The sequence below is a fragment of the Roseateles toxinivorans genome (assembly GCF_004362525.1).
Taxonomy (GTDB): Bacteria; Pseudomonadota; Gammaproteobacteria; order Burkholderiales; family Burkholderiaceae_C; genus Paucibacter; species Paucibacter toxinivorans.
In genome coordinates, this window is sequence record NZ_SNXS01000004.1 from 26,246 (window position 1) to 47,507 (window position 21,262).

The 21,262-nt window shown below is 66.7% G+C and carries 19 protein-coding genes; 5 read left to right on the forward strand and 14 right to left on the reverse strand.

The genetic code is table 11. From position 1 onward, the window contains the following. Nucleotides 1–29: 29 nt before the first annotated feature. Nucleotides 30–1,079 (forward strand): ATP-binding protein, encoded by a 1,050-nt coding sequence (locus tag DES47_RS15340; protein WP_133701621.1) that lies wholly within the window; start codon nt 30–32, stop codon nt 1,077–1,079. 55 nt (nt 1,080–1,134) lie between these two features. Here the strand turns inward: DES47_RS15340 and DES47_RS15345 are convergent, their stop codons facing one another. Beyond that, complete coding sequence (locus tag DES47_RS15345; RefSeq protein ID WP_133701622.1) at nt 1,135–2,112, reverse strand: GMP reductase; 978 nt, start codon at nt 2,110–2,112, stop codon at nt 1,135–1,137. Between the two features lie 261 nt (nt 2,113–2,373). Here DES47_RS15345 and DES47_RS15350 point away from each other — a divergent pair, with 261 nt between their 5' ends. Next, complete coding sequence (locus tag DES47_RS15350) at nt 2,374–3,246, forward strand: DNA ligase (RefSeq protein WP_133701623.1); 873 nt, start codon at nt 2,374–2,376, stop codon at nt 3,244–3,246. Here the strand turns inward: DES47_RS15350 and DES47_RS15355 are convergent. The 6 genes from DES47_RS15355 to DES47_RS15380 form a co-directional block, all read right to left on the reverse strand. Continuing rightward, the gene (locus DES47_RS15355; RefSeq protein WP_166652020.1) at nt 3,243–5,024 is read right to left on the reverse strand and encodes an ATP-binding protein; all 1,782 of its coding nucleotides are present in this window, start codon (nt 5,022–5,024) and stop codon (nt 3,243–3,245) included. The two genes, DES47_RS15350 and DES47_RS15355, sit on opposite strands and share 4 nt — an antisense overlap. A 229-nt stretch (nt 5,025–5,253) precedes the next feature. Beyond that, complete coding sequence (locus tag DES47_RS15360) at nt 5,254–5,967, reverse strand: pseudouridine synthase (protein WP_133701625.1); 714 nt, start codon at nt 5,965–5,967, stop codon at nt 5,254–5,256. Between the two features lie 149 nt (nt 5,968–6,116). After that, nucleotides 6,117–7,103 (reverse strand): P1 family peptidase, encoded by a 987-nt coding sequence (locus tag DES47_RS15365; protein ID WP_243748324.1) that lies wholly within the window; start codon nt 7,101–7,103, stop codon nt 6,117–6,119. Further along, complete coding sequence (locus DES47_RS15370) at nt 7,100–7,633, reverse strand: DUF3617 domain-containing protein (protein WP_133701627.1); 534 nt, start codon at nt 7,631–7,633, stop codon at nt 7,100–7,102. The genes DES47_RS15365 and DES47_RS15370 overlap by 4 nt, the downstream gene beginning before the upstream one ends. A gap of 96 nt (nt 7,634–7,729) precedes the next feature. Further along, nucleotides 7,730–8,863 carry an acyl-CoA dehydrogenase family protein gene (locus tag DES47_RS15375; protein ID WP_133701628.1) on the reverse strand — a complete coding sequence of 378 codons (1,134 nt, stop codon included), beginning with the start codon at nt 8,861–8,863 and terminating at the stop codon, nt 7,730–7,732. A 15-nt stretch (nt 8,864–8,878) separates the two neighbouring features. Beyond that, complete coding sequence (locus DES47_RS15380) at nt 8,879–10,057, reverse strand: acyl-CoA dehydrogenase family protein (protein ID WP_133701629.1); 1,179 nt, start codon at nt 10,055–10,057, stop codon at nt 8,879–8,881. A gap of 162 nt (nt 10,058–10,219) precedes the next feature. Between DES47_RS15380 and DES47_RS15385 the strand changes: the two genes are divergently transcribed. Next, the gene (locus DES47_RS15385) at nt 10,220–11,203 is read left to right on the forward strand and encodes an isoaspartyl peptidase/L-asparaginase family protein (RefSeq protein ID WP_133701630.1); all 984 of its coding nucleotides are present in this window, start codon (nt 10,220–10,222) and stop codon (nt 11,201–11,203) included. A 57-nt stretch (nt 11,204–11,260) separates the two neighbouring features. Here the strand turns inward: DES47_RS15385 and DES47_RS15390 are convergent, their stop codons facing one another. After that, nucleotides 11,261–11,923, reverse strand: a complete 663-nt coding sequence (locus tag DES47_RS15390) for a retropepsin-like aspartic protease family protein (RefSeq protein ID WP_243748325.1) — start codon at nt 11,921–11,923, stop codon at nt 11,261–11,263. 8 nt (nt 11,924–11,931) lie between these two features. Continuing rightward, nucleotides 11,932–12,426 (reverse strand): YajQ family cyclic di-GMP-binding protein, encoded by a 495-nt coding sequence (locus DES47_RS15395; RefSeq protein ID WP_133701631.1) that lies wholly within the window; start codon nt 12,424–12,426, stop codon nt 11,932–11,934. A 91-nt stretch (nt 12,427–12,517) separates the two neighbouring features. Here DES47_RS15395 and murB point away from each other — a divergent pair, with 91 nt between their 5' ends. Next, nucleotides 12,518–13,546: a UDP-N-acetylmuramate dehydrogenase gene (gene murB / locus DES47_RS15400; RefSeq protein ID WP_133702153.1), complete on the forward strand. Its 1,029-nt coding sequence runs from the start codon at nt 12,518–12,520 to the stop codon at nt 13,544–13,546. Between the two features lie 44 nt (nt 13,547–13,590). On the opposite strand, the gene DES47_RS15405 is transcribed toward murB, so the two are convergent. The 3 genes from DES47_RS15405 to DES47_RS15415 all read right to left on the reverse strand — a co-directional run bounded on the left by DES47_RS15405 (nt 13,591) and on the right by DES47_RS15415 (nt 17,418). Next, the gene (locus tag DES47_RS15405; protein ID WP_133701632.1) at nt 13,591–15,816 is read right to left on the reverse strand and encodes an ATP-binding protein; all 2,226 of its coding nucleotides are present in this window, start codon (nt 15,814–15,816) and stop codon (nt 13,591–13,593) included. After that, nucleotides 15,816–16,337, reverse strand: a complete 522-nt coding sequence (locus DES47_RS15410) for a putative pterin-binding protein (protein WP_133701633.1) — start codon at nt 16,335–16,337, stop codon at nt 15,816–15,818. The genes DES47_RS15405 and DES47_RS15410 overlap by 1 nt, the downstream gene beginning before the upstream one ends. A 109-nt stretch (nt 16,338–16,446) precedes the next feature. Continuing rightward, nucleotides 16,447–17,418 (reverse strand): glycerophosphodiester phosphodiesterase, encoded by a 972-nt coding sequence (locus tag DES47_RS15415; protein ID WP_208115024.1) that lies wholly within the window; start codon nt 17,416–17,418, stop codon nt 16,447–16,449. A gap of 114 nt (nt 17,419–17,532) precedes the next feature. Between DES47_RS15415 and DES47_RS15420 the strand changes: the two genes are divergently transcribed. Further along, nucleotides 17,533–19,230 carry a long-chain fatty acid--CoA ligase gene (locus DES47_RS15420; RefSeq protein ID WP_133701635.1) on the forward strand — a complete coding sequence of 566 codons (1,698 nt, stop codon included), beginning with the start codon at nt 17,533–17,535 and terminating at the stop codon, nt 19,228–19,230. Nucleotides 19,231–19,333: 103 nt separating this feature from the next. On the opposite strand, the gene DES47_RS29680 is transcribed toward DES47_RS15420, so the two are convergent. Then, the gene (locus DES47_RS29680; protein ID WP_133701636.1) at nt 19,334–20,227 is read right to left on the reverse strand and encodes a DUF924 family protein; all 894 of its coding nucleotides are present in this window, start codon (nt 20,225–20,227) and stop codon (nt 19,334–19,336) included. Between the two features lies 1 nt (nt 20,228). After that, nucleotides 20,229–21,191 (reverse strand): Bug family tripartite tricarboxylate transporter substrate binding protein, encoded by a 963-nt coding sequence (locus tag DES47_RS15430; protein ID WP_133701637.1) that lies wholly within the window; start codon nt 21,189–21,191, stop codon nt 20,229–20,231. Nucleotides 21,192–21,262: the final 71 nt, after the last annotated feature.

Below are 21,262 nucleotides of genomic sequence, written 5' to 3' on the forward strand. Positions count from 1 at the left end.
ATGTTGTCAAGCATGGCAAACACGAGGCCTTGAACCACTGGCGTGCCCACCACCGCAGCCGCTGGCGCATGCGCCAACGGATGCACCAGCGCTGGCATGAGCAGCACCGCCACTGGCGCCATCGCTTCAAGCATCTGGGAGCCCGCCTGGTGGCGGTTTTCCTCGTGCTGGCGCTGGCCAGCAGCGTGATCCTGTTCTCCGCCACCCACCAGCCCTATGGCTGGCTGTGGGGTGCTCCACTGCTGCTGATCGTCACCGGCTTGGCCTTCGGCACGATACGGCACATGATCCGGCCGCTGCGTGCGCTGGCCGTCGGCGCCGAGGCCTTTGCGCGCGGGGATCTGTCGCATCGCATCCGGCTGCGGCCGCACAGCGAGCTGGGCGAACTGGCCGAGCTGTTCAACCGCATGGCGGCCGACATCCAGGCCATGCTGGACGGCAAGCGCGCGCTGCTGCTGGCCATCAGCCACGAGCTGCGCAGCCCGCTGACGCGGGCGCGGCTGAATGCCGAACTGGTGGAGGAGGGGGCACCGCGACAGGCGCTGCTGCAGGACCTGGCCCTGATGCGCGATCTGATCACCGGCATCCTGGAAAGCGAACGCCTGGGCGCCGGCCACAGCGCGCTGGCGCTGCAAAGCTGCAGCCTGAACGCGCTGATCGCCGAGCTGGTGCAAAACCAGTTCAACGACGGAGATATCGAGCTGAACCTGGCGTCCGAACTGCCGGTAATGCAGCTGGATCGCCTGCGCATGCAGCTGCTGCTGCGCAACTTGATAGACAACGCGCTGCGCCACAACGATGCGGCTAGAGGGAAGGTGCGCATCAGCACGGCGATGGCGGAGCAGGGCGTTCGCCTCGCCGTTCGCGACTTCGGCCCGGGCGTGCCGGCCGAGGTGCTGCCCAAGCTGGGCGAGCCCTTCTACCGGCCCGACGAGGCCCGCACCCGCAGCAGCGGCGGCGTCGGCCTGGGGCTGAGCCTGTGCAAGCTGATTGCCAGCGCGCACGGGGCGACGCTGGTGTTGCGCAACGCCGACCCCGGCCTGGAGGCGGCAGTGACGCTACCAGCGACCATCACATGATCAGGTGCTCGCCCGCGTTTTGGCTGCGCCGAAACGCGGGCAACGCGAACAGGCGCTACATGAACAAATGTTCGCCCGCGTTTTCACCGCCAAGCACCACATAGTTGACCTTGCGCAGGTCCACCAGCCTGGTGCCACCGGAGTAGGAGATCGAGCTCTGCACGTCTTCCTGCATCTCGCGCAGGGTGTCGGCCAGCTTCCCCTTCACCGGTTCGAGAATACGCTTGCCCTCGACGTGCTTGTACTCGCCCTTGTTGAAGTCGCTGGCCGAGCCGTAGTACTCCTTGTACAGCTTGCCATCGACCTCGACCGTCTGACCCGGTGACTCCTCATGGCCGGCGAACAGCGAGCCGACCATCACCATCGCCGCGCCGAAGCGCACGCTCTTGGCAATGTCACCATGGTGGCGTATGCCCCCGTCGGCAATGATGGGCTTGGTGGCCACGCGGGCGCACCACTTCAGCGCCGAGAGCTGCCAGCCGCCAGTGCCGAAGCCGGTCTTCAGCCGCGTGATGCAGACCTTGCCCGGGCCGATACCGACCTTGGTCGCGTCGGCGCCCCAGGTCTCCAGATCGATCACACCCTCGGGCGTGCCGACATTGCCGGCGATGACAAAGGCCTTGGGCAATTTCTGCTTGATGTGGGCAATCATCTGCTGCACGCTGTCGGCATGGCCGTGGGCGATGTCGATGGTGATGTAGTCGGCGCCCACGCCCTCGGCAGCCAAGCGGTCGATGATGGCGTAGTCGGCCTGTTTGACGCCCGAGCTGACCGAGACGATCAGCCCCTTGTCGCGCATGCTCTTGGCATAGGCGACGGTGTCCAGGTCGAAGCGGTGCATCACATAGAAGTAGCCGTTGGCGGCGAGGAACTCGGTGATGCTCTCATCCACCACCGTTTTCATGTTGGCCGGCACCACCGGCAGCTTGAAGCGGTGGCCGCCGAACTCGACCGAGGCGTCGCACTCGGCACGGCTTTCCACGCGGCATTTGCGCGGCAGCAGGAGGATGTTGTCGTAGTCGAAGATTTCCATGATTCACGTCGCAAGAATAGGAATGCGTTGATGCAGTGCATGTCCGAGGCTGCGAGCGCTTGACTTGGAGATCCGGTCTGTCCGTGAGGCCGTCAGCGGGGACGGTACGGACCACCGGACGCCAAAATTTGGGCCCGGTGATTGATTCTACGCGGATCGGTTCAGGCCACCCAAAAGAGGGTGATCCCACCAAGGAGGGATGCCGCCGCATCACGTCTGTGGCGGGCTACTCTGCGTGCACTCCAACCCGACGGGGGCACCATGACACCGAACACGCCTGACCAGCCTCGCCGACTTTTCTGCCACCGATTGCTGGCCGCGCTTGGACTGGCGGCCGGAGTCTGGGCACCGTCTGTTGCGGAGCAGCCGGCCGTGCTGCTGGCCAAGGACTGGAGCACCGGCCGCGATCCGAGCCGCTACCTGATCAGCGAGAAACTCGACGGCGTGCGCGCGCTGTGGGATGGCAAGACGCTGCGCTTTCGCAGTGGCCGCGTCGTCGCGGCGCCGGCCTGGTTTCTGGCCCGGCTGCCGGCCGAACCGCTGGACGGCGAGCTGTGGCTGGCGCGCGGCCAGTTCGAGAGGTTGTCGGGCATGGTGCGCAAATCACAGGCCGTGGAAGCCGACTGGCGCGAGATCCAGTACCGCGTGTTCGAGCTGCCCGGCGCTGGCGGCACCTTTGCCCAGCGGGCGCAGCAACTGCAGGCCCTCGCCACGCGCCTGGCCTGGCCGCAGCTGCAGGCGGTGGCGCAGGTCCGGGTGGCCTCGGCCGCGGCCTTGCAGGAGCGGCTGCAGGCCGTGCTGAAGGCTGGCGGCGAGGGCCTGATGCTGCACCACGAGGATGCACCGGTGCAGGGCGGTCGCAGCGACGCGCTGCTGAAATTGAAGGCGCGGGATGACGCCGAGGCCAGGGTCATCGCGCACGAGCCGGGCAAGGGCAAGTACGCCGGTCAGCTGGGCGGCCTGAAGGTGCAGACGCCCGAGGGCCGGCAGTTCGTCATCGGCACCGGTTTCAGCGATGCCGAGCGCCTGAACCCGCCGCCGGTGGGCAGCGCGGTGACGTACACCTATCAGGGCCTGACGCGGACTGGATTGCCGCGCTTTGCGAGCTTTCTACGGGTTCGGAACGAGCCCTAGGCGGGCACGGCCACTTCGCTGCGCAGGTGCCGGGTGACCACGCTGAGCAGGTCCTCCATCTCGAAGGGCTTGACCAGATAGTCGTTCATGCCGGACTTGAGGCACAGGTCGCGGTCGCCGTTCACGGCGCTGGCAGTCAGCGCGACGATGGGCACCGGCGAGCGGCCTTCGCTGCTCTCGACGTTGCGCCAGCGGCGGGTGGCCTCGAAGCCATCCATCTCGGGCATCTGGCAGTCCATCAACACCAGACCATAGTCCTGCACCGACAGTCGCTCCAAAGCCAGCGCGCCGTTCTCAGCCTGATCCACATCGAGGCCGAAGCGCTCGAGCATGCTGCTGGCCACCAGCGCGTTGACGGTGCTGTCGTCCACGAGCAAGACCCGACCCTGCAACTGGGGCAGGGGCATGGGTTGGGTATTGGGTGCCATAGGCGCACTGCTGACCTTCAGCGGCAAGGTGAACTCGAAACAGGAGCCCATGCCCGGCGAGGAACTGCAGCGCAGGTCGCCGCCCATGGTTCGGGCCAGCTCGCGCGAGATTGTCAGGCCCAGGCCGGTGCCGTCGGTGCGCTGCGTCTTGTGGTTCTCGGCCTGCTCGAAGGGGTTGAAGATGCGCTCCAGCTGATCGGGCGCAATGCCCTCGCCGGAGTCGCGCACCTGGAAGCGCAAGAGGGTGCCCAGATTGGCGTCCTGCACGGTGTTGATCTCGACATCGACGCTGCCACGCTCGGTGAACTTGATCGCATTGCCGACCAGGTTGTGCAGCACCTGCTTGATGCGCGAAGCATCGCCCAGGATGCAGCGGGGCAGTATCGGCGCCATGCGCAGGTCGAAGGCCAGGCCCTTGTCGCGGGCGGTCGCGGCCAGCAGCAGGCAGACGTCCTCGGCCGCCTCGGCCAGTATCACCGGCTTGGACTGCACCTCCAGCTTGCCCGACTCGATGCGCGACAGGTCCAGGATGTCGTTGACCAAGGTCATCAGATGGCGTCCGGAGCGGCGCACGATGTCCACCTGCTCGGTCTGGCGCTCGTCCAGCGCCGAGCGTTCGAGCAGCTGTGTCATGCCCAGGATGCCGTTCAGCGGTGTGCGGATCTCGTGGCTCATCACCGCAAGGAAACGGCTCTTGGTCAGATTCGACTGCTCGGCCAGCTCCAGCGCCTGTTGGCGCTGCTCGGCGATCCGCGCGTTCTCGAAGCGCAGGCGCAGCAGCTCGATGGTGCGGGCCTCGATGCGGCGCGACTCGAACAGCAGCATGCCCATGAAGCCCAGCACGCCGGCGGCGCAGAACAGCGCCTCGGCATTGCCAAGGCTGACGTAGTAGCCGATCAGCGGCACGAACAGCAGCACCGAGAAAATCAGATTGGCGGTGAAGATGCTGCCCAGCGTGAACAGCGCGATCGCGCCGACGCCGACCATGGAGGCCAGCAGCAGGCCATCGACATAGGGCAGCTCCGGGGTGTGGAACAGCCAGCCCATCGCGCCCCAGGACAGTGCCTCCAGCGCCAGCAGCACGAAATAGCGTTTGCGCCAGTGACCGATCTGACTGGCGTCGGGCTTGGCGCGGCGGAACTGCCAGACGTCCATCAGGCGCAGCGCGGACACCAGGCAGCGATAGCCCAGCCAGCCGAGCAGCAAGCCATGGGGCAGATGCGGCCACAGCAGCACCAGCGGAAAAAACGTGAACAGCACCGCAGCCAGCAGCGTGGGCAGCGTCAATTCATACAGCGATGCAACCCGCTCCGACTCCACCAGTGCGGTGACATCGGCGTGGCTTGGCACGGCGGCACTCCCCCTCTTGGGATTCTTGATCATGTATCGGTACGGCCCGGATCTGCGCCACCGCTCTATTTGTATGCGGCTTGTTGCGCTCGGCCGGGCAAAAAAGCATTCCCTTGAACGACGCTTTGGTTTCTACACCGAGACCATGACAAATTGTCTAGGGCGAACCCCTGGGCGTGGCATCAAAGCCGCACAGTTGCGGCCCCTGTGGGCGCACCTTAATCAAATGCTAATAGAGCACTTCCGGGCCGGGCAGGAAGCGCCATTGCCCCGGTGCCAGGTCTGAAGGCAAGACCAAGGCCCCGAAGGCGCTGCGATGCAGGCCCTCGACGCGGTTGCCGACGGCCGCGACCATGCGTTTGACCTGATGGTACTTTCCCTCGGTCAGGGTCAGCCGCAGGCCGTGGGTGTCGAAACGCTCGGCACCCTCGGCGCGAACCTGCTCGGGTCTGTGGTGCGGTTTCGCATCGGGTTCGCGCAACTCCACACCGGCCAGCAACGCCGCCACCTGCTCGTCGGTGACCGGGTGCTTGCACAGCGCCTCATAGACCTTGGGCACATGGTGCTTGGGGCTGGTCAGCTTGTGGATCAGCTTGCCGTCGTCGGTGAACAGCAGGAGGCCGGTGGTGTCTTCGTCGAGCCGGCCGATCGGCTGCATGTCGCGCTCGCGCAGCGGCGGCGGCAGCAGGGCCATCACGCTGGGGTGGTGCTTGGGTTTTTGCGAGCACTCGTAGCCGGTGGGCTTGTTCAGCAACACCAGGGCCTTCTCGAAATAGGGCCAGTCCTTGCCGCTGACGCGGAAGATCAGGCCCTTGGGCTCGACCTCATAGTGCGGGTCGTCGATGGCCACACCGTCGATGGCCACCTCGCCATGCTGGATCAGCCCGGCGCAGATGCGGCGGGTGCCGAAGCCTTGGGTGAACAGGATCTGGGCGAGGTTCATGAGGTGGCTTTCAAGTGCGGCGGCCGCCCGCAGGCGGCCGTCGAGGAGTCGTTGGCGCAGTTTATCTGGTCACAAGAAAGAGAAGGGCCGTCCCGAGCTTTCTTGCTCCCCCCTGGGGGACGGGCGCCGCAAGGCGGCGGCCTAGGGGCTCACAGATCGCAGGCCGCGGGCACCGCGGGCAGGCCGGCCTGGTTCAAGCCTACCGCCGCGCGTACCGCCCGCAGCACCGCCTGGGCCGTGACCTCGGCGGCCAGCACGCCCAGCAGATTCAGATTGCCCGGCAGGCCGGAGGCGCCTGTGGCCAGCGCGAACATCACATCGCCGTCGGTCAGGGTGTGGACCGGGTTGATGCTGCGAGCCAGGCCGTCATGCGACATCTGGGCCATCTTGGTGGCGGCCACCTTGTCGAGCACGGCATCGGTGGCGACGATGCCTATCGTGGTGGCCATGCCCGTGAGATGCCGGGCGGGCAGGGCGCCGCGCAGCATCGCCTGGGCGATGCCGATGCGGCTGCGGCCGTCCTCGCTGCGGGCGCCGGCCACGACCTGGCCGGTAGCCGGATCGATCACGTCGCCGATCGCGTTCACCGCCACCATGGCCGCCACCGTCACCCCGCCAACCTTGACCGAGGCGCAGCCGATGCCGCCCTTCATCGCCCGCTCAATGCCGAAGATCTTGCCAACCGTTGCTCCCGCACCAGCGCCGACGCAGCCCTCGGCCGGTGGTTCGCCGCTGGCCGCCTCGCAGGCAGCGTAGCCGGCCGCGGCATCGGGGCGTATGGATGGGTCGCCCAGCCACAGGTCGAACAGCACCGCGGCCGGCACGATGGGCACCCGCGCCGGGCCGACCTTGAAGCCGTGGCCGCGCTCATCCAGCCAGCGCATCACGCCGCTGGCGGCGTCCAGGCCGAAGGCGCTGCCACCGGACAGCAGCAGCGCATGGACCTGCTGCACGCTGTTGACCGGGTTCAGCAGATCGGTCTCTCGGGTGCCGGGGGCGGCGCCGCGCACATCGACGCCGGCCACCGCGCCCTGCTCGCACAGCAGCACGGTGCAGCCGGTCGGGCGGCGTGCATCAGTGAAATGGCCGACCCTGAGGCCGGCCACGTCCGTGATGCTGTCCTGTGTGAAACTCACTGACCCATCGGCTTGAGCGTGCCGCAATCGCTGCCCAGGAAGCGGCCCTCGCCGTTCATGTGCATGGTTTCCATCTTGCCGTTGCGCTGGGTGGTGACGCGGGTCTTGGTGGTGTAGGCATCGCCACCCATCACCTTGACCTCGCTCTCGCCCTCGGAGACCGGATTGGTGCAGCTGAAGCGCATATTCGTCGTGCTGCCGCTGCGCGTCACGTCATGCTTGCAATTGCCCTTGTCGCTGACCGGCGGCGCATTCTTGGCTGCCTGCTCGGGGCTGACGCAGACCTTGATGCTGATGCCGCCATCGGCCAGACTCATGCTCATGCCGCGCTGGGCCATCATCTGCTCCATCATCTTGCGCTGCTCGGGCGGCAGATTGGCCATCTGCTTCTGCGCCTCTTCCATCTGCGCCTGCTGCTTGCCTTCGAGCTGCGGTTTCTGCTTGATCTCCCACAGGCCGGGTTTCATGTTCTGGGCGCTGGCGGGCAGGGCGGCGCAGACCAGCAGGGCGGTGAGCAGGTGCAGCTTCATGGATCAACTCCAGTGGGGTGATGGGGGAGCCAATAAAAAAGCCCGCCGACCTGGTGCCAAGTCAGCGGGCCTTGGGCCAGTTTAGCGCCGGGGAACTTAGGCGAACACCCCGGCCGTATTCTGCATCCGCGCCGACACCTCACCCAGGTGGTGCAGGCTGTCGCCGAACTGCAACTCCATCGCGGTGAGGCGCTTGAAGTAGTGGCTGCTGATGTATTCGTCGGTGACGCCGATGCCTCCATGCAGTTGCGTGCATTGCTGGCCGACGTAGCGGGTGGACTGCCCCAGCTGGTACTTGGCCTGGCTCAGCGCGCGGCGGCGCTGGGCCGGTGCCTCGCCCAGCTTCAGCGTGGCGTAGTAGCTCATCGAGCGGGCCAGCTCCAGCTGCATCTTCACGTCGGCCATGCGATGGCGCAGCGCCTGGAAGCTGCTGATGACAACGCCGAACTGCTTGCGCGTGTTCAGGTACTCGGCGGTGATGGCGACCAGCCTGTCCATCGCCCCGACGGCCTCGGCGCACATGGCGGCAATGCCCACATCCACGGCCAGCTCCAGCAACGCGTGGCCGTCCAGGCTGATCAGCTGGGCCGGGCTGTTGGCGAACTTCACCTCGGCGGCCCGCGAGCCGTCCTGCGTCAGATAGCCCTGCGTCGTCACGCCCGCGGCGCTGCGTTCGACCAAGAACAAGGCAATGCCGTTCGCGTCATCGGCCGCGCCGGAGACTCGTGCCGGCGCGATGAACGCATCGGCCCGGTCGCCGCAGGGCACGACGCTCTTGGCGCCGCTGATCATCCAGCCGGTAGCACCCGAGACGGCGGTGGTGGTGACGTGGTTCAGCCGATAGCGCGCGGCCCGTTCCTGATGCGCCAGCACGACCAAGGCCTCGCCGCCGGCGATCTTCGGCAGCCAGGCGGCCTGCAAGGCCTCGGGCGCTGCCTGCAAGGCGCTGCAGGCCATCAGCGCGACCTGGGCATAGGGCTCCAGTACCAGGCCGCGGCCAAGTTCTTCCATCACCACCATCGCGTCGACCGCGCCAAAGCCCATGCCGCCATGGGCCTCGGGCACGGCCAGGCCCATCAGCCCAAGGCCGGCCAGCGCCTGCCAGTCCTCGGACGACTGGCCGCCTGCGCGCACCACCTCGCGTCGATGCTCGAAGCCATAGTCCTTGTCAACCCAGCGGCGCACTGCGTCGCGCAGCGATTCCTGGTCGTCGGTGAAATCAAAGTCCATGTTCTTGTCTCCTGCTTAACCGAGTACGACCTGCGAAACGATGTTGCGCTGCACCTCGTTGGAGCCGCCGTAAATCGTCGTCTTGCGCAGATTGAAATAGGTGCTGGCCAGCGGCGGGCAGTGGGCTGCACCGACATAGTCACCCTGCCAACCCGCCTCCATCGCCTCCTGGATGAAGGGCAGGCTGTAGGGGCCGGCGGCCAGCATCATCAGCTCGCTGTAGCGCTGCTGGATCTCGCTGCCGCGTATCTTCAAGAGGCCCGCCACGTCCAGGCTCTGCTTGCCGCTCTTTTCGGCCGATAGCACGCGCAGCACCATCATCTCGAGTGCCACGATGTCCACCTCCAGCTTGGCGATCTCGTCGCGGAAGCGGGTGTCGTCGTACACGTTTTCCGCCTTGGCGATGCGCTTGACGCGCTCCAGCTCACGCTTGGCACGGTTCACGTCGGCGATATTCGTGCGCTCATGGGCCAACAGGTACTTGGCATAGGTCCAGCCCTTGTTCTCCTCACCGACGAGGTTCTCGGCCGGCACCTCGACGTTGTCGAAGAAGACCTCGTTCACCTCGTGTTCGCCGTCGAGCATGATGATGGGCCGCACGGTCACACCGGGCGACTTCATGTCGATCAAGAGGAAGCTGATGCCGGTCTGCGGCTTGCCGCTGGAGTCGGTGCGCACCAGGCAGAAGATCCAGTCGCCGTACTGGCCCAGGGTCGTCCAGGTCTTCTGGCCGTTGACGAGGTATTTGTCGCCCACACGCTCTGCACGGCACTTGACCGAGGCCAGGTCCGAGCCCGAGCCCGGTTCGCTATAGCCCTGGCTCCACCAGACCTCGCCACTCATGATGCCGGGCAGATGGCGGGCCTGCTGCTCGGGCGAGCCGAAGGCCATGATCACCGGCGCCACCATCACCGGGCCGAAGGGCACGACGCGGGGCGCGCCGGCCAGCGCGCACTCCTCTTCGAACAGATGGCGCTGGATCGCATTCCAGCCCGGGCCGCCGAACTGCTTGGGCCAGGCCCAGCCATGCCAGCCCTTCTTGCCCAGGATCTTGGCCCAACGCTGCAGATCGTCCTTGGACAGGCGCAGCGCGTTGTGCACCTTGTGGCTGATGTCCTTGGGCAGGTTCTCGGCCACCCATTGCCGGATCTCGGCACGGAAGGCGAGTTCGTCGGGGGTGAAATTCAGGTCCACGGTTGTCTCCTGGCGGGCATGCGTTGCGGCTTGGCCGGTGTTTTAGCACGATCGTTCGCTTCCCGGCTGTCTCGGCTGGGACAAGCGATGGTCGTTCAGGGTTTTCACTGCAGGCGCTGGCCTGCGTACAGTCGGCCTGGAGCAGCTCTTAGAGGAACGCGGATGGACAAGCAAGCTAAACCCGGCCCGGTGCTGGCAATTCATGGTGGCGCGGGCACCCTGCTGCGCAGCAGCATGTCGGCCGAAAAGGAGGCCGAGTACCTGCAGGCGCTGCGGCGCATCCTCGGCGCCGGCCAGGCGCAGCTGGGACTGGGCGCCGCCGCGCTGGACGTGGTTGTCGAAGCGGTGCGCCAGCTCGAGGAGTGCGAGCTGTTCAACGCCGGCAAGGGTGCCGTCTACACCGCCGCCGCCACCCATGAGCTGGACGCGAGCGTGATGGAGGGCCGCACGCTCAAGGCGGGCGCTGTGGCCGGCCTGCGCCGCACCCGCAATCCGGTGCTTGCGGCGCGCGCGGTGATGGAGCACAGCGGACACCTGATGTTCATAGGCGAGGCGGCCGACGCGTTTGCGGCCCGTCAGGGCCTGGAGCAGGTCGCGCCCGAGTGGTTCGGCACGCCGGCGCGCCTGGAGCAGCTGCAGCGCGCCCAGGCCGCCCAGGCAGGCGTACTGCTGGACCATGATGGACAGAGCGGCACCCAGAGCGGACCGATTGCCGAAGGCAGCAAGTTCGGCACCGTCGGCGCCGTGGCGCTGGACGCCGCAGGCCATCTGGCCGCCGCCACCTCGACCGGCGGCATGACCAACAAGCCGGCCGGCCGCGTCGGTGACTCGCCGGTGCTAGGCGCCGGCTGCTACGCCAATGACGCCACCGTGGCCGTGTCCTGCACGGGCACCGGCGAGGCCTTCATGCGGTCACTGGCGGCCTACGATGTGTCCGCGCAGATGGAGTATCTGGGCGTCGATGCGGGCACCGCTGCTGGCCGCGTCGTGCACGAGAGACTGCCCCGGCTGAACGGCCGCGGCGGCTTGATCGCAGTGGCCGCCAATGGCGAGGTCAGCATGCCTTTCAACACCGAGGGCATGTATCGCGGCTATGCCCGCGTCGGCGAGGCGGTGGTGGTGGCGATATACGGCGACGCCACATGAACAACCGTAGCCCGGATGGAATCCGGGGTCCCGGATTCCATCCGGGCTACAACAGACTCAATACCTCAACTCCAGCAACAGCACATCGTTCTCCCGCTTCATCTGGAAGCGGGTCAGGAAGCTGTTGCCCAAGAGCACATGGGTCATCTGGCCGGGGATGACGATGGCCTCGATATTGCGCACCTCGACATCGCCGACGCGCACCGAGGCGAGCTGCACCAGATGGGCGGGCACGGCGCCGTTGGCGGTTTGCGTCATCACGCGGCGGCCGTCGCGGTAGCGCAGGTTCATTCTGTCGGCCTCGCCCTGGCCGATGGCGACGCTGGTCGCGCCGGTGTCGACCAGGAACTGGGTGGTCTGGCCGTTGATGCTGCCGGTGCTGGTGAAGTGGCCACCGGCCCCGGCGCTGAGCATGATCTGCCTGCCTGCACCGGGGGCGGCCGTGGCATCGCCAATGCTGCCGGGCGAGGCGCCGTAGATCAGCAGCTGGCGCTTGCCGCCGAATTCGACCTGGGCCTGGTCATCCGCCATGCTGACCAGGCGTACACCCTTGACGGTCTGGCCCACGGCCAGGGTGCGCGGCTCGCCATCGATCACCAGCAGGGCCTTGTCGGCGCCGAGGCTGCCATTGAAGCTGACGCGCGGACCCGCCGGCTGAGCCTGGCAGGCCAGGCCGGCCATCAGAAGGGCGGCGGTGAGCAGCGTGGCGCGCAGTTTCATGAAGGAGTTCAGTCGCGGAAGTTGTTGTAGCTCAGGGGCACGTCGGCGATCTCTTTCTTGAGCATCGCGATCGCGCCCTGCAGATCGTCGCGGTTCTTGCCGGTGATGCGCACCGCATCGCCCTGGATCGAGGCCTGCACCTTGAGCTTGCTGTTCTTGACAGCGGTGACGATCTTCTTGGCCAGATCGGACTCGATGCCTTCCTTGACCTTGAAGATCTTCTTGACCTTGTCGCCGCCCAGCTTCTCGACCTTGCCGCTGCGGTCCAGATAGGTCAGCTCGACCTTGCGCTTGGTCAGCTTGTCGATCAGCACGGCGTCGATCTGGTCGAGCTGGAAGTCGCTGTCGCCGTAAAGAATGATCTCTTTTTCCTTCTCCTTGAACTCGATGCGCGCGCCAGTGCCCTTGAAGTCAAAACGGGTGCTGACCTCCTTGGCGGTGTTGTCAACGCCGTTGCGGATTTCAACCATATTGGGTTCGAGGACGGTGTCAAAGCTGGGCATGGTCTGGGAGATTCCTGGAGTAGGTCTTATTGAGGGAAAATTGTGCGCTTACAGGCGAGAGAAGTGAATCCCCCGAATGAGCGCGCAGGTGATGAGTATCGAGCAGGATGTGAACCTGAAGCCTTTCAATAGCTTCGGTTTGAGCACTTTTGCCAAACGTCTGGTGCGTATTCGCAGCGAGGCCGATGTGCGGCGCGTGCTCGACCACCCCGATCTGGGGCTGAGTCCCAAGTTCATTCTCGGCGGCGGCAGCAATATCGTGCTGACCCGTGACATTGACGATGTGGTCTTGAAGCTTGAGGTGCTGGGCATGCGCCTGGTCGAGGCGCGGCATGACGCCTGGATCGTCGAGGCCGGTGCCGGCGAGGCCTGGCATGCATTGGTGGCCTGGACGCTGGAGCAGGGCTATCCGGGCCTGGAGAATCTGGCCCTGATACCGGGCACGGTGGGCGCTTCGCCGGTGCAGAACATCGGTGCCTATGGCGTCGAGCTCAAGGATCGCTTCGACAGCCTGGACGCGGTCGATCTGGTGACCGGCCGCACGGTGACCCTGACTGCCTCGCAATGCCGCTTCGGCTACCGCGACAGCGTGTTCAAGCAGGGCGGTTTTGCCGGCCTGGCCGGCAAGAGCATCATCACCCGGGTGCGCTTTCGGTTGCCGCGGCCCTGGCAGCCGGCGCTGGAGTATCTGGAGCTGCAGCGCAAGATGGTCGAGACCGGCATCACCGCGCCCGATGCGCGACAGATCTTCGACTGGGTCTGCGCCGTGCGCCGCGCCAAGCTGCCCGACCCGGCGGTGATCGGCAACGCCGGCAGCTTCTTCAAGAACCCGGTGGTGACCGAGGAGCAGTGCCGCGACATCATCGGCCGCGACCCCGGCATCGTCCACTACCCCATGCCCGACGGCACGATCAAGCTTGCCGCCGGCTGGCTGATCGACGCCTGCGGCTGGAAGGGCAAGAGCATAGGCGGCGCCGGTGTCTATGAGAAGCAGGCCCTGGTGCTGGTCAACCGGGGCAATGCCAGCGGCGCCGAGGTGGTGACCTTGGCGCGGGCGATTCAGGAGAGCGTCTACGGGCGTTTCGGCATCCGCTTGGAGCCTGAACCTGTCGTGGTGTGAGGTAGCCCGGATGGCAATCCGGGGGCCCCGGATTGACATCCGGGCTACGAAATCAAACCCATCTCCTGGCACACCTGCCGGGCTTGGCCGAGCGCCACCCGCAGCTCCCGTATCGCATGCTCGGCCGCGGCCGGCGAGGCATCGGCGGGTAGCTGCTCCAGCACCATGGCCGGCCGAGACACCACCAGCAGCCCAAGGCTCAGTGCCGCGCCCTTGACGCTGTGGGCGGTTTGGCGCAAATCACTGCGTGACTGCTCGCGCAAGGCCCGCTCCAGGTTCGGCAGGCTTTGCGCCTCGTCGCGCAAAAAGGCCTGCAGCAGCTGCTTGAAAGTCTCCGGCGGCAGCGCGCTGCGCACCTGGTTCAAGGTCTGCTGATCGACGGCGGGCAGCGGTTCGGCCTGCGGGGTCGGCGCCCGCTCGGCGGCCGGTGCCGGGCCATGGCGCAACAGCATGGCCTGCAGGTCGGCGATGTGCACCGGCTTGCCCAGGAAGTCGTCCATGCCGGCGGCCAGCGCGCGCTGGCGTGACTCCTCGAAGGCATCGGCGGTCAGGGCGACGATCTTGATGTGGCGCTTCGGTGCGGGCAGGGCGCGCATCGCCTCGGTGGCGGTCAGGCCGTCCATCACCGGCGTGTGCAGGTCCATCAGCACGATGTCGAAGTCCTCGCGCATCAGCGCCTGCAGCGCCTCCTTGCCGTTGTGGCAGAAGCGGGCGCTGTGGCCCAGGCGCTGCAGCACCGCCTCAAGGTATTTGCGGTTGATCTCGTGATCTTCCGAGACCAGGATGCGCAGGCTGCGTGCCGGCTGGTTTGAGGCCTGCACCACCACCGGCGCGACGCCGGGCTCGCAGGCCGGCAGCGGCAACTCGACGATGAAGGTGCTGCCCAGGTTCAGTGCGCTGTTGACGCGGATGTCACCGCCCATGCGGCGCGCCAGATTGCGTGAAATCTCCAGCCCCAGGCCGGTGCCACCGAAGCGCCGCGAGGTCGAGGCATCGCCCTGGCTGAAGCGCTCGAACAGGCGGTTCTGTGTGGCGTCGTCCATGCCGATGCCGGTGTCGATGACGGTGAAGCGCAGCATGGCCGCCGAGGCCGTACCGCTGTCAGCCGGCAGGTCTTCATCATGGCGCAGCGTGACGTCAAGCGACACCGCCCCGGCCTCGCAGAACTTGATCGCATTGCTGAGCAGGTTCAAGAGGATCTGGCGCAGCCGGGTCACGTCGGCGCGCACCCAGCGCGGCACATCGGGGCCAAGAGTCAGCTGCAGAGCCAACTGCTTGGCCTGGGCCTGGGGCAGCATCAAGGCCTCCAGCTCGGCCAGCAGGCGGGGCAGCTCCACCGGCTCCGGGCTCATCTGCAGGCTGCCCGATTCCAGCTTGGACATGTCCAGGATGTCGTTCAGTATCACCAGCAGATGGCGCGCGCTCTCGCCGGCCGTGGCCACCTGCTCCTGCTGCACCTCGTTCAGCGGCGAGTCCTTCAGCAGCGACAGCATGCCCAGCAGGCCGTGCAGCGGCGTGCGCACCTCGTGGCTCATATTGGCCAGGAACACGCTCTTCGCGCGATTCGCGGCCTCGGCCTCGGTGCGTGCCTCGGAGAGGTTCTGCGCCAGCGTCTCCAGGGCCTTGCGGCGCGCATCGAGGCGGCGGAACTGCTGCAAGGCCAGCAAGGCAAAGCCCAGGGTCAGCACGCACTGGAACAGGGTCAGGCCTATGCTGTACTTGCTCTGGTCGCGTATCAGCGCGATGCGCTGCGTGGCCTGGGCGGCCAGATGCTGGGACAGGCGCAGCGACAGATCGCGCACCGGCGTGTACAGCTCGGCCATGCGCTGCTGGGTGTTGTGCAGCAGCGTCTCGTCGAAGGCGCCGCCATTGCTGCGCGAGGCCTGGGCATCGAACCACAGCACGAAGCCTCGCACCTGGGCCAGGGCCTGCTGGTAGGCGAGGTCGTCCTGCATCATGTTCGAGGCCTGGTCGCCGGCTATCACGCCGAGCCGGCTGACGAAGATCTCATAGCGCGTCTTCAATGATTCGAGGCTGGCGACGCCGGGCTTGTCGATCGCATGCTGCAGCTCGCCCTGCAACTTCAGGTATTCGACCTCCAGCTGGAACATGCTCCAGACCAGCGAGTCGTGCTCGGTGCGCACGCTGGCCTGCAGCATATTGACCTGGCGGCCCTCAAGGTAGAACACCGCGCCGAAAGCCAGCGCCAGGGCTGCGGCCATCAAGGTCAGCAGGGTGCGGCGCTTGCGCTGCACGGGGTCGCTCAGCATCACTGGACCTCCAATCCGCGCAACTGCCAGATGCAGCGGCTGAAATACAGCGCGCTGCGCAGCGCGGGCTGCTGGTCGAAGGGATACATGATCAGCAGCGGGCCCTTGTCGCGCAGGGCCATGGGCTGGCCGTTGGTGAGGCGCACGACGATCACGTCGTGCTTTTGCGCGTCTTCCATCGGTATTGTCACCCGGTAGTCGTTGACCGCGGTGGCCAGCAGGGTGTGGCCGCTGGCGCCGGTGGCGGCCAGGATGTCGCGCAGCAGCGGGCCGGTGAACTTGGTCGGGCCCTTGTGCCAGGGTGTCTTGGTCTCGAAGCTGTGCTGGGGCAGCTTTTCCAGCATCTCCATGTCGAACTGGGCCAGCCGCCCGGCGTTGGTCAGCTTGACGTTGCCTGAGACGGTGAGCAGGGGGCTGCCGATGGCGGGCTCCAGGGCCAGGGCGGACAGGGGCCAATGCAGCAGCCCCGCCAACCCAATCAGCAGGCAGGCGCGCCGTGTTGCAAAAACGTGCGGATTCATTGCGTTCACCTCTTCCCAATCAGTGCAGGCCGGCGACCCAAAAGGCGCCAGCGCGTGGGAACTCGGAGCCAAGCTCACGTTCGGTTCGTCGCTGGATTCTATGAGGGCTTCAGCGTGCCATGCCTGGTGGCAGAGGCAGCCCGCGCGCGGCCATGGCGGCGCGCACGCGGTCCGGGCGGTCGCTGATGATGCCGTCCACGCCCAGGTCCAGCATCTGCTCGATCTGCGCCGGCTCGTTGACCGTCCACACCACGACCGACAGGCCCAGGGCCTTGGCCTCCTTCAGCGCCTCGGCTGTCAGATCGCCGAAGTAGGGCGACCAGGTGGCGCCGCCCGCGGCCTTGACCATCTGCGGCAGCGAGTTGCCGTGCTCGGCCAGTGTGCGGCCATCGGTCCAGCGCGGATCGGCAATATTGTTCAGCCAGTTGCGCTGGGCGCTCAGGTAGACGGTGGGTATCCTGGGCTCGAGCTTCTGCGCGATGCGCAGCGTGCGCCAGTCAAAGCTCTGCAGCGTGACGCGCTCGGTCATGCCATGGGCCTTGATGACCGCCAGCGCGGCCTTCACGAAGGCCTCGGGCTCCGGCGTCAGCGCTGGCTCCAGCGGCGAGAGCTTGGTCTCGATATTGAAGCGCACCGTGGTGTTGCCCAGGGCCTTCACGCGCTCGAACAACTGGGCCAGGCTGGGGATGCGGGTGCCGTCCACCGGCTGCTGGTCCGGAAAGCCGGCGGCGTACTTGCTGCCCGGCTTGAGGCGGCCGACGTCGAAGGTCTGCAGCGCGGTCCAGGCCAGGCGGTACATCGGCGGCGGGGTGTCCGGAATCCAGTTGCCCATCGCGTCGCGGGTGAAGTTGGGGTTCAGCCGCGGGTCATGGGCGATCAGCACCATGCCGTCCATGCTCTGGCCCAGGTCCAGCTCCAGGGTGTTGACGCCCAGCTTCAAGGCGTTCTCGAAGGCCGGCAAGGTGTTCTCGGGCATCAGGCCACGACCGCCGCGGTGGGCTTGCAGGTCGAAGGCGCTGGCGGTGGCGGCCAGGCCCAAGCTCAGGGCCAGGGCCAGTGAGGCGGAGTGAAGGATTTTCATGGGCATAACGCTATCACGAACCAGGCCTGTCTCCTGGGAGACAAGGGCTCCAGCGGGCTGAGCGGAAGATGTTGGCCTTTGGTGAACACCCCCCGCCGTTGAGGATTTGTGCCCATGTCGAACAGCGTTGACCGCCCCCACTTCGCCCACTGGCCCAAGCGCCTGCCCCGGAGCCTGAGCATCCCCGAGACCAGCCTGTGGTTCAACCTGGAGGTCGCGGCGCGGCGCTTCCCGAACAAGCCGGCCTATGTTTTCTTCGGCCGCGAGCTTTGCTACGCCGAACTGCATGCCCAGGCCCAGGCCCTGGCCGGCTGGCTGCAGAGCGTGGGTGTGCAAAAAGGCGACCGCGTCGCGTTGTTCATGCAGAACTGCCCGCAGTATGTGGCGGCCTTTTATGCCGTGAACCGTGCCGACGCGGTGGTGGTGCCGGTCAATCCGATGAACCGGAGCGAAGAATTCAAGCACTACATCACCGACCCGCAGACCAAGGTCGTGATCTGCGGCGCCGAGCTGGCTGCCGTCGTCCATGAGGCCAATATGGCGCTGCCGCCCGAGGCTCGGGTGCAACAGATGCTGGTCAGCCGCTATGTCGATGCCTTGCCCGAGGATGCGGCGGCAGAGCTGATGCCTCCCGAGGCGATGTGGGCCTGGCTCAATCAGCCCCATCCGCTGCCGCAGGGCGCGACTGCCTGGAACGATGCGCTGGCCGCCTGCCATGCACCGGGCCCGCACACCGCTCAGGCCGATGATTTGGCCCTGCTGCCCTACACCTCGGGCACCACCGGCCTGCCCAAGGGCTGCATGCACACGCATCGCACGCTGATGGCCAATGCGGTGGCCGGCGTGTTCTCGAATGCCGGGCCGGAGACCGTCAGTCTGGCCGTGGTGCCGATGTTCCACATCACCGGCATGCTCTACGGCGTGATCTCGCCTATGTATGCGGGCAGCACCCAGGTGATCATGCCGCGCTGGGATCGCGAACTCGCCGGGCGGCTGATCTCGCGCCACCGGGTCTCGCACTGGGTCTGCATTCCGACCATGATCATCGACCTGTTCGGCAGCCCGCACTACAAGAGCTTCGATCTGTCCAGCCTGCGCAATCTCAGCGGCGGCGGGGCGGCCATGCCGCTGGCGGTGGCCGAGCGGCTGCAGCAGGAGTTCGGCCTGACCTTCTGCGAGGGCTATGGCCTAACCGAGACCGCCGCCCCCTCGCATGGCAATCCGCCCGAGCGAGCCAAGCTGCAGTGCCTGGGCATGCCGATCTTCGGCGTCGATTCGCGCGTGGTGGACCCGCTCACCCTGCAGGAGATGCCCGTCGGCGAGGTGGGCGAAATCATCACCCGCGGGCCGATGGTGTTCAAGGGCTATTGGCGCAACCCGCAGGCCACGGCGGCGGCCTTTGTCGAGTTCGAGGGCCAGCCCTTTTTCCGCACCGGCGATCTGGGCCGCATGGACGAGGAGGGCTACTTCTTCATCACCGACCGGCTCAAGCGCATGATCAATGCCAGTGGCTACAAGGTCTGGCCTTCCGAGGTCGAGATGCTCCTGTACAAGCACCCGGCGGTGCAGGAGGCCTGCATCATCGCCACCAAGGACGCCTATCGCGGCGAGAGCGTCAAGGCGATCGTGGTCTTGCGCGCCGAGGCTGTGGGCAAGACCACCGAGCAGGACATCATCAGCTGGGCCCACGAGCATATGGCCGCCTACAAGGCGCCGCGCGTGGTCCAGTTCGTCGCCAGCCTGCCCAAGTCGGGCTCGGGCAAGGTGATGTGGCGGCTGCTGCAGGAGGAGGAAAGCGGCAAGGTGGCGTAGGCCGAACCCCGGATTGCATCCGGGCTAGCGGTGGTGCTGGCCCCGGATTGCATCCGGGCTACAAATCCCCCGTAGCCCGGATGCAATCCGGGGCCGACCAAGCCTAAAACCCCGACCCCGGCTCCGCCAGATAGGCCAGCTCCGCCACCGTCGAGTCGCGCCCCAGCATCGCGTTGCGGTGCGGGAAGCGGCCGAAGCGCTGTATCACTTCCTGGTGGCGCTTCGCATAGTCAAGCGCACCGGCCAGCCTGGCATCGCTGGCGGCCAGGCGCTCGAACAGGGCCACCGAGCGCGCCTGCGTGGCCAGGCTTTCGTCATGCTCGAAGGGCAGGTAGACGAACCAGCGCTGCAGCGGGTCAAGGGTCATGTCTTGCCCTGCATCGACCAGGGCCGCGGCCGTCTTCAAGGCCTGCGCATCGCCGGCAAAGGCCTGCTTGCTGCCGCGGAAGATATTGCGGGTGAACTGGTCCAGCAGCAGGATCTTGGCCAGCGCCGTGGTCGGTGCCAGGGCCCAGTCGCTCAACTCGCCGTGCAGGCCGCGGCGCACCAGCGTGCCGAAGCGCTCGGCGATCTCGGCATCGAAGGCTGGGTCCTTCTTGAACCAGGCACCGCGTAGCTGGCCGGCATCACCGCTGCCGGGCGCGCCGAACCAGAAATCCAGCACCTGCTGCGCCTCGGTCGTGGTGCCGCTCGACAGCCGGGCGTCGCGGGCCAGGGTCAGCTCCTGAAACTCCGGATGGCGTTGCAGATAGACCCGTACGTAGCTGCAGGCCGGCACCACCTGCAGGTGCTCGGCCTGCGCCCATTCCAGCGCTCTCTTGACCAGCGCGGCGGCAATGCCGCGCCCCTCCAGCCGCGAGGGCACACCAGTGTGGGTGAAGACCACGCGCGGGCCGTCCAACTGGTACTCGGCCTCGCATTCCAGGCCGTCGACCACGGTGACGAAGCGGCCACGCGCGGCCTGGTGCTCGATCGACAAAGGCGCTGCGGGCTGCATCTCAATCCACCTTGGCGCCGGAGCGCTTGACGGCCTCGGCCCAGCGCGGCATCTCGCGGGCCAGCTGGGCGCCGAACTGCTCGGAGTTCAGATAGGCCGGGTCGGCGCCCTGCTGGATCATCTTGTTGCGGATGTCCGGCGTCTCCAGCGTCTGGCGGAAGGCATCGGACAGCTTGGCGACCACGTCCTTGGGCGTGCCGGCCGGGGCCAGCAGGCCGTAGAAGCCGACCACCTCGAAGTCGCGCACGCCCGCCTCGGCCATCGTCGGCGTGTCGGGCAGGGCCGGGTTGCGCACGCGGCTGGTCACGGCGAGTGCGCGCACGCGACCCTGCTTGACGTACTGGGCGGCCTGAGGAATCGACTCGGCCATGAACTGCACCTGGCCGGCGATCAGGTCGGTGAAGGCGGGCGCCGAGCCGCGGTAGGGGATGTGCACCAGGAAGATGCCGGTGGCCTGCTTGAGCATCTCGGGCACCAGGTGGGAGATGCCGCCATTGCCCGCCGAGCCGTAGTTGAGCTGGCCCGGCTTGCTTCGGGCCAGTGCGAGGAACTCGCCCAGTGTCTGCGCCGGCACTGTCGGGTTGACCAGCAGTGCCAGCGGCTGCTGCGCGGTGCGTGCGACCGGGACGAAGTCGCGCAGCGTGTTGTAGCCGAGCTTGGAGTAGACGGCCGGGTTGATCACCATGGTCCCGGTATTGGCCAGCAGCAGGGTGTAGCCGTCGGCGGGCGACTTGGCCACATGCTCGGCGCCGACACTGCCGCCGGCACCGGCCTTGTAGTCCACCAGTACGGTCTGGCCCAGCAGGGCCTGCAGCCTGTCTGTCATCAGCCGCGCATGGGCGTCCAGCGGACCCCCGGCCGGAAAGCCCACGACGATTCTGACGGGCTTGTCCGGAAAGGCCGCATACGCTTGACAAAAAGCAAGCGAGGCACAGGCAGCAAGGGCTCGCAGCAAGGACTTCATCAGGTCTCCTGACATTTTTATCAAATATTGCGGGATTGTTCACGGCACGGCGGGCTGTGCCAAGAGGAGCT

Coding starts and splice junctions, on each gene's coding strand:
- DES47_RS15345 (WP_133701622.1), bottom strand. CDS start 2,112: ATGGAAATCTTCGACTACGACAACATCCTCCTGCTGCCGCGCAAATGC.
- DES47_RS15350 (WP_133701623.1), top strand. CDS start 2,374: ATGACACCGAACACGCCTGACCAGCCTCGCCGACTTTTCTGCCACCGA.
- DES47_RS15360 (WP_133701625.1), bottom strand. CDS start 5,967: ATGAACCTCGCCCAGATCCTGTTCACCCAAGGCTTCGGCACCCGCCGC.
- DES47_RS15370 (WP_133701627.1), bottom strand. CDS start 7,633: ATGAAGCTGCACCTGCTCACCGCCCTGCTGGTCTGCGCCGCCCTGCCC.
- DES47_RS15375 (WP_133701628.1), bottom strand. CDS start 8,863: ATGGACTTTGATTTCACCGACGACCAGGAATCGCTGCGCGACGCAGTG.
- DES47_RS15385 (WP_133701630.1), top strand. CDS start 10,220: ATGGACAAGCAAGCTAAACCCGGCCCGGTGCTGGCAATTCATGGTGGC.
- DES47_RS15390 (WP_243748325.1), bottom strand. CDS start 11,923: ATGAAACTGCGCGCCACGCTGCTCACCGCCGCCCTTCTGATGGCCGGC.
- DES47_RS15395 (WP_133701631.1), bottom strand. CDS start 12,426: ATGCCCAGCTTTGACACCGTCCTCGAACCCAATATGGTTGAAATCCGC.
- murB (WP_133702153.1), top strand. CDS start 12,518: ATGAGTATCGAGCAGGATGTGAACCTGAAGCCTTTCAATAGCTTCGGT.
- DES47_RS15405 (WP_133701632.1), bottom strand. CDS start 15,816: ATGCTGAGCGACCCCGTGCAGCGCAAGCGCCGCACCCTGCTGACCTTG.
- DES47_RS15410 (WP_133701633.1), bottom strand. CDS start 16,337: ATGAATCCGCACGTTTTTGCAACACGGCGCGCCTGCCTGCTGATTGGG.
- DES47_RS15415 (WP_208115024.1), bottom strand. CDS start 17,418: ATGAAAATCCTTCACTCCGCCTCACTGGCCCTGGCCCTGAGCTTGGGC.
- DES47_RS15420 (WP_133701635.1), top strand. CDS start 17,533: ATGTCGAACAGCGTTGACCGCCCCCACTTCGCCCACTGGCCCAAGCGC.
- DES47_RS29680 (WP_133701636.1), bottom strand. CDS start 20,227: ATGCAGCCCGCAGCGCCTTTGTCGATCGAGCACCAGGCCGCGCGTGGC.
- DES47_RS15430 (WP_133701637.1), bottom strand. CDS start 21,191: ATGAAGTCCTTGCTGCGAGCCCTTGCTGCCTGTGCCTCGCTTGCTTTT.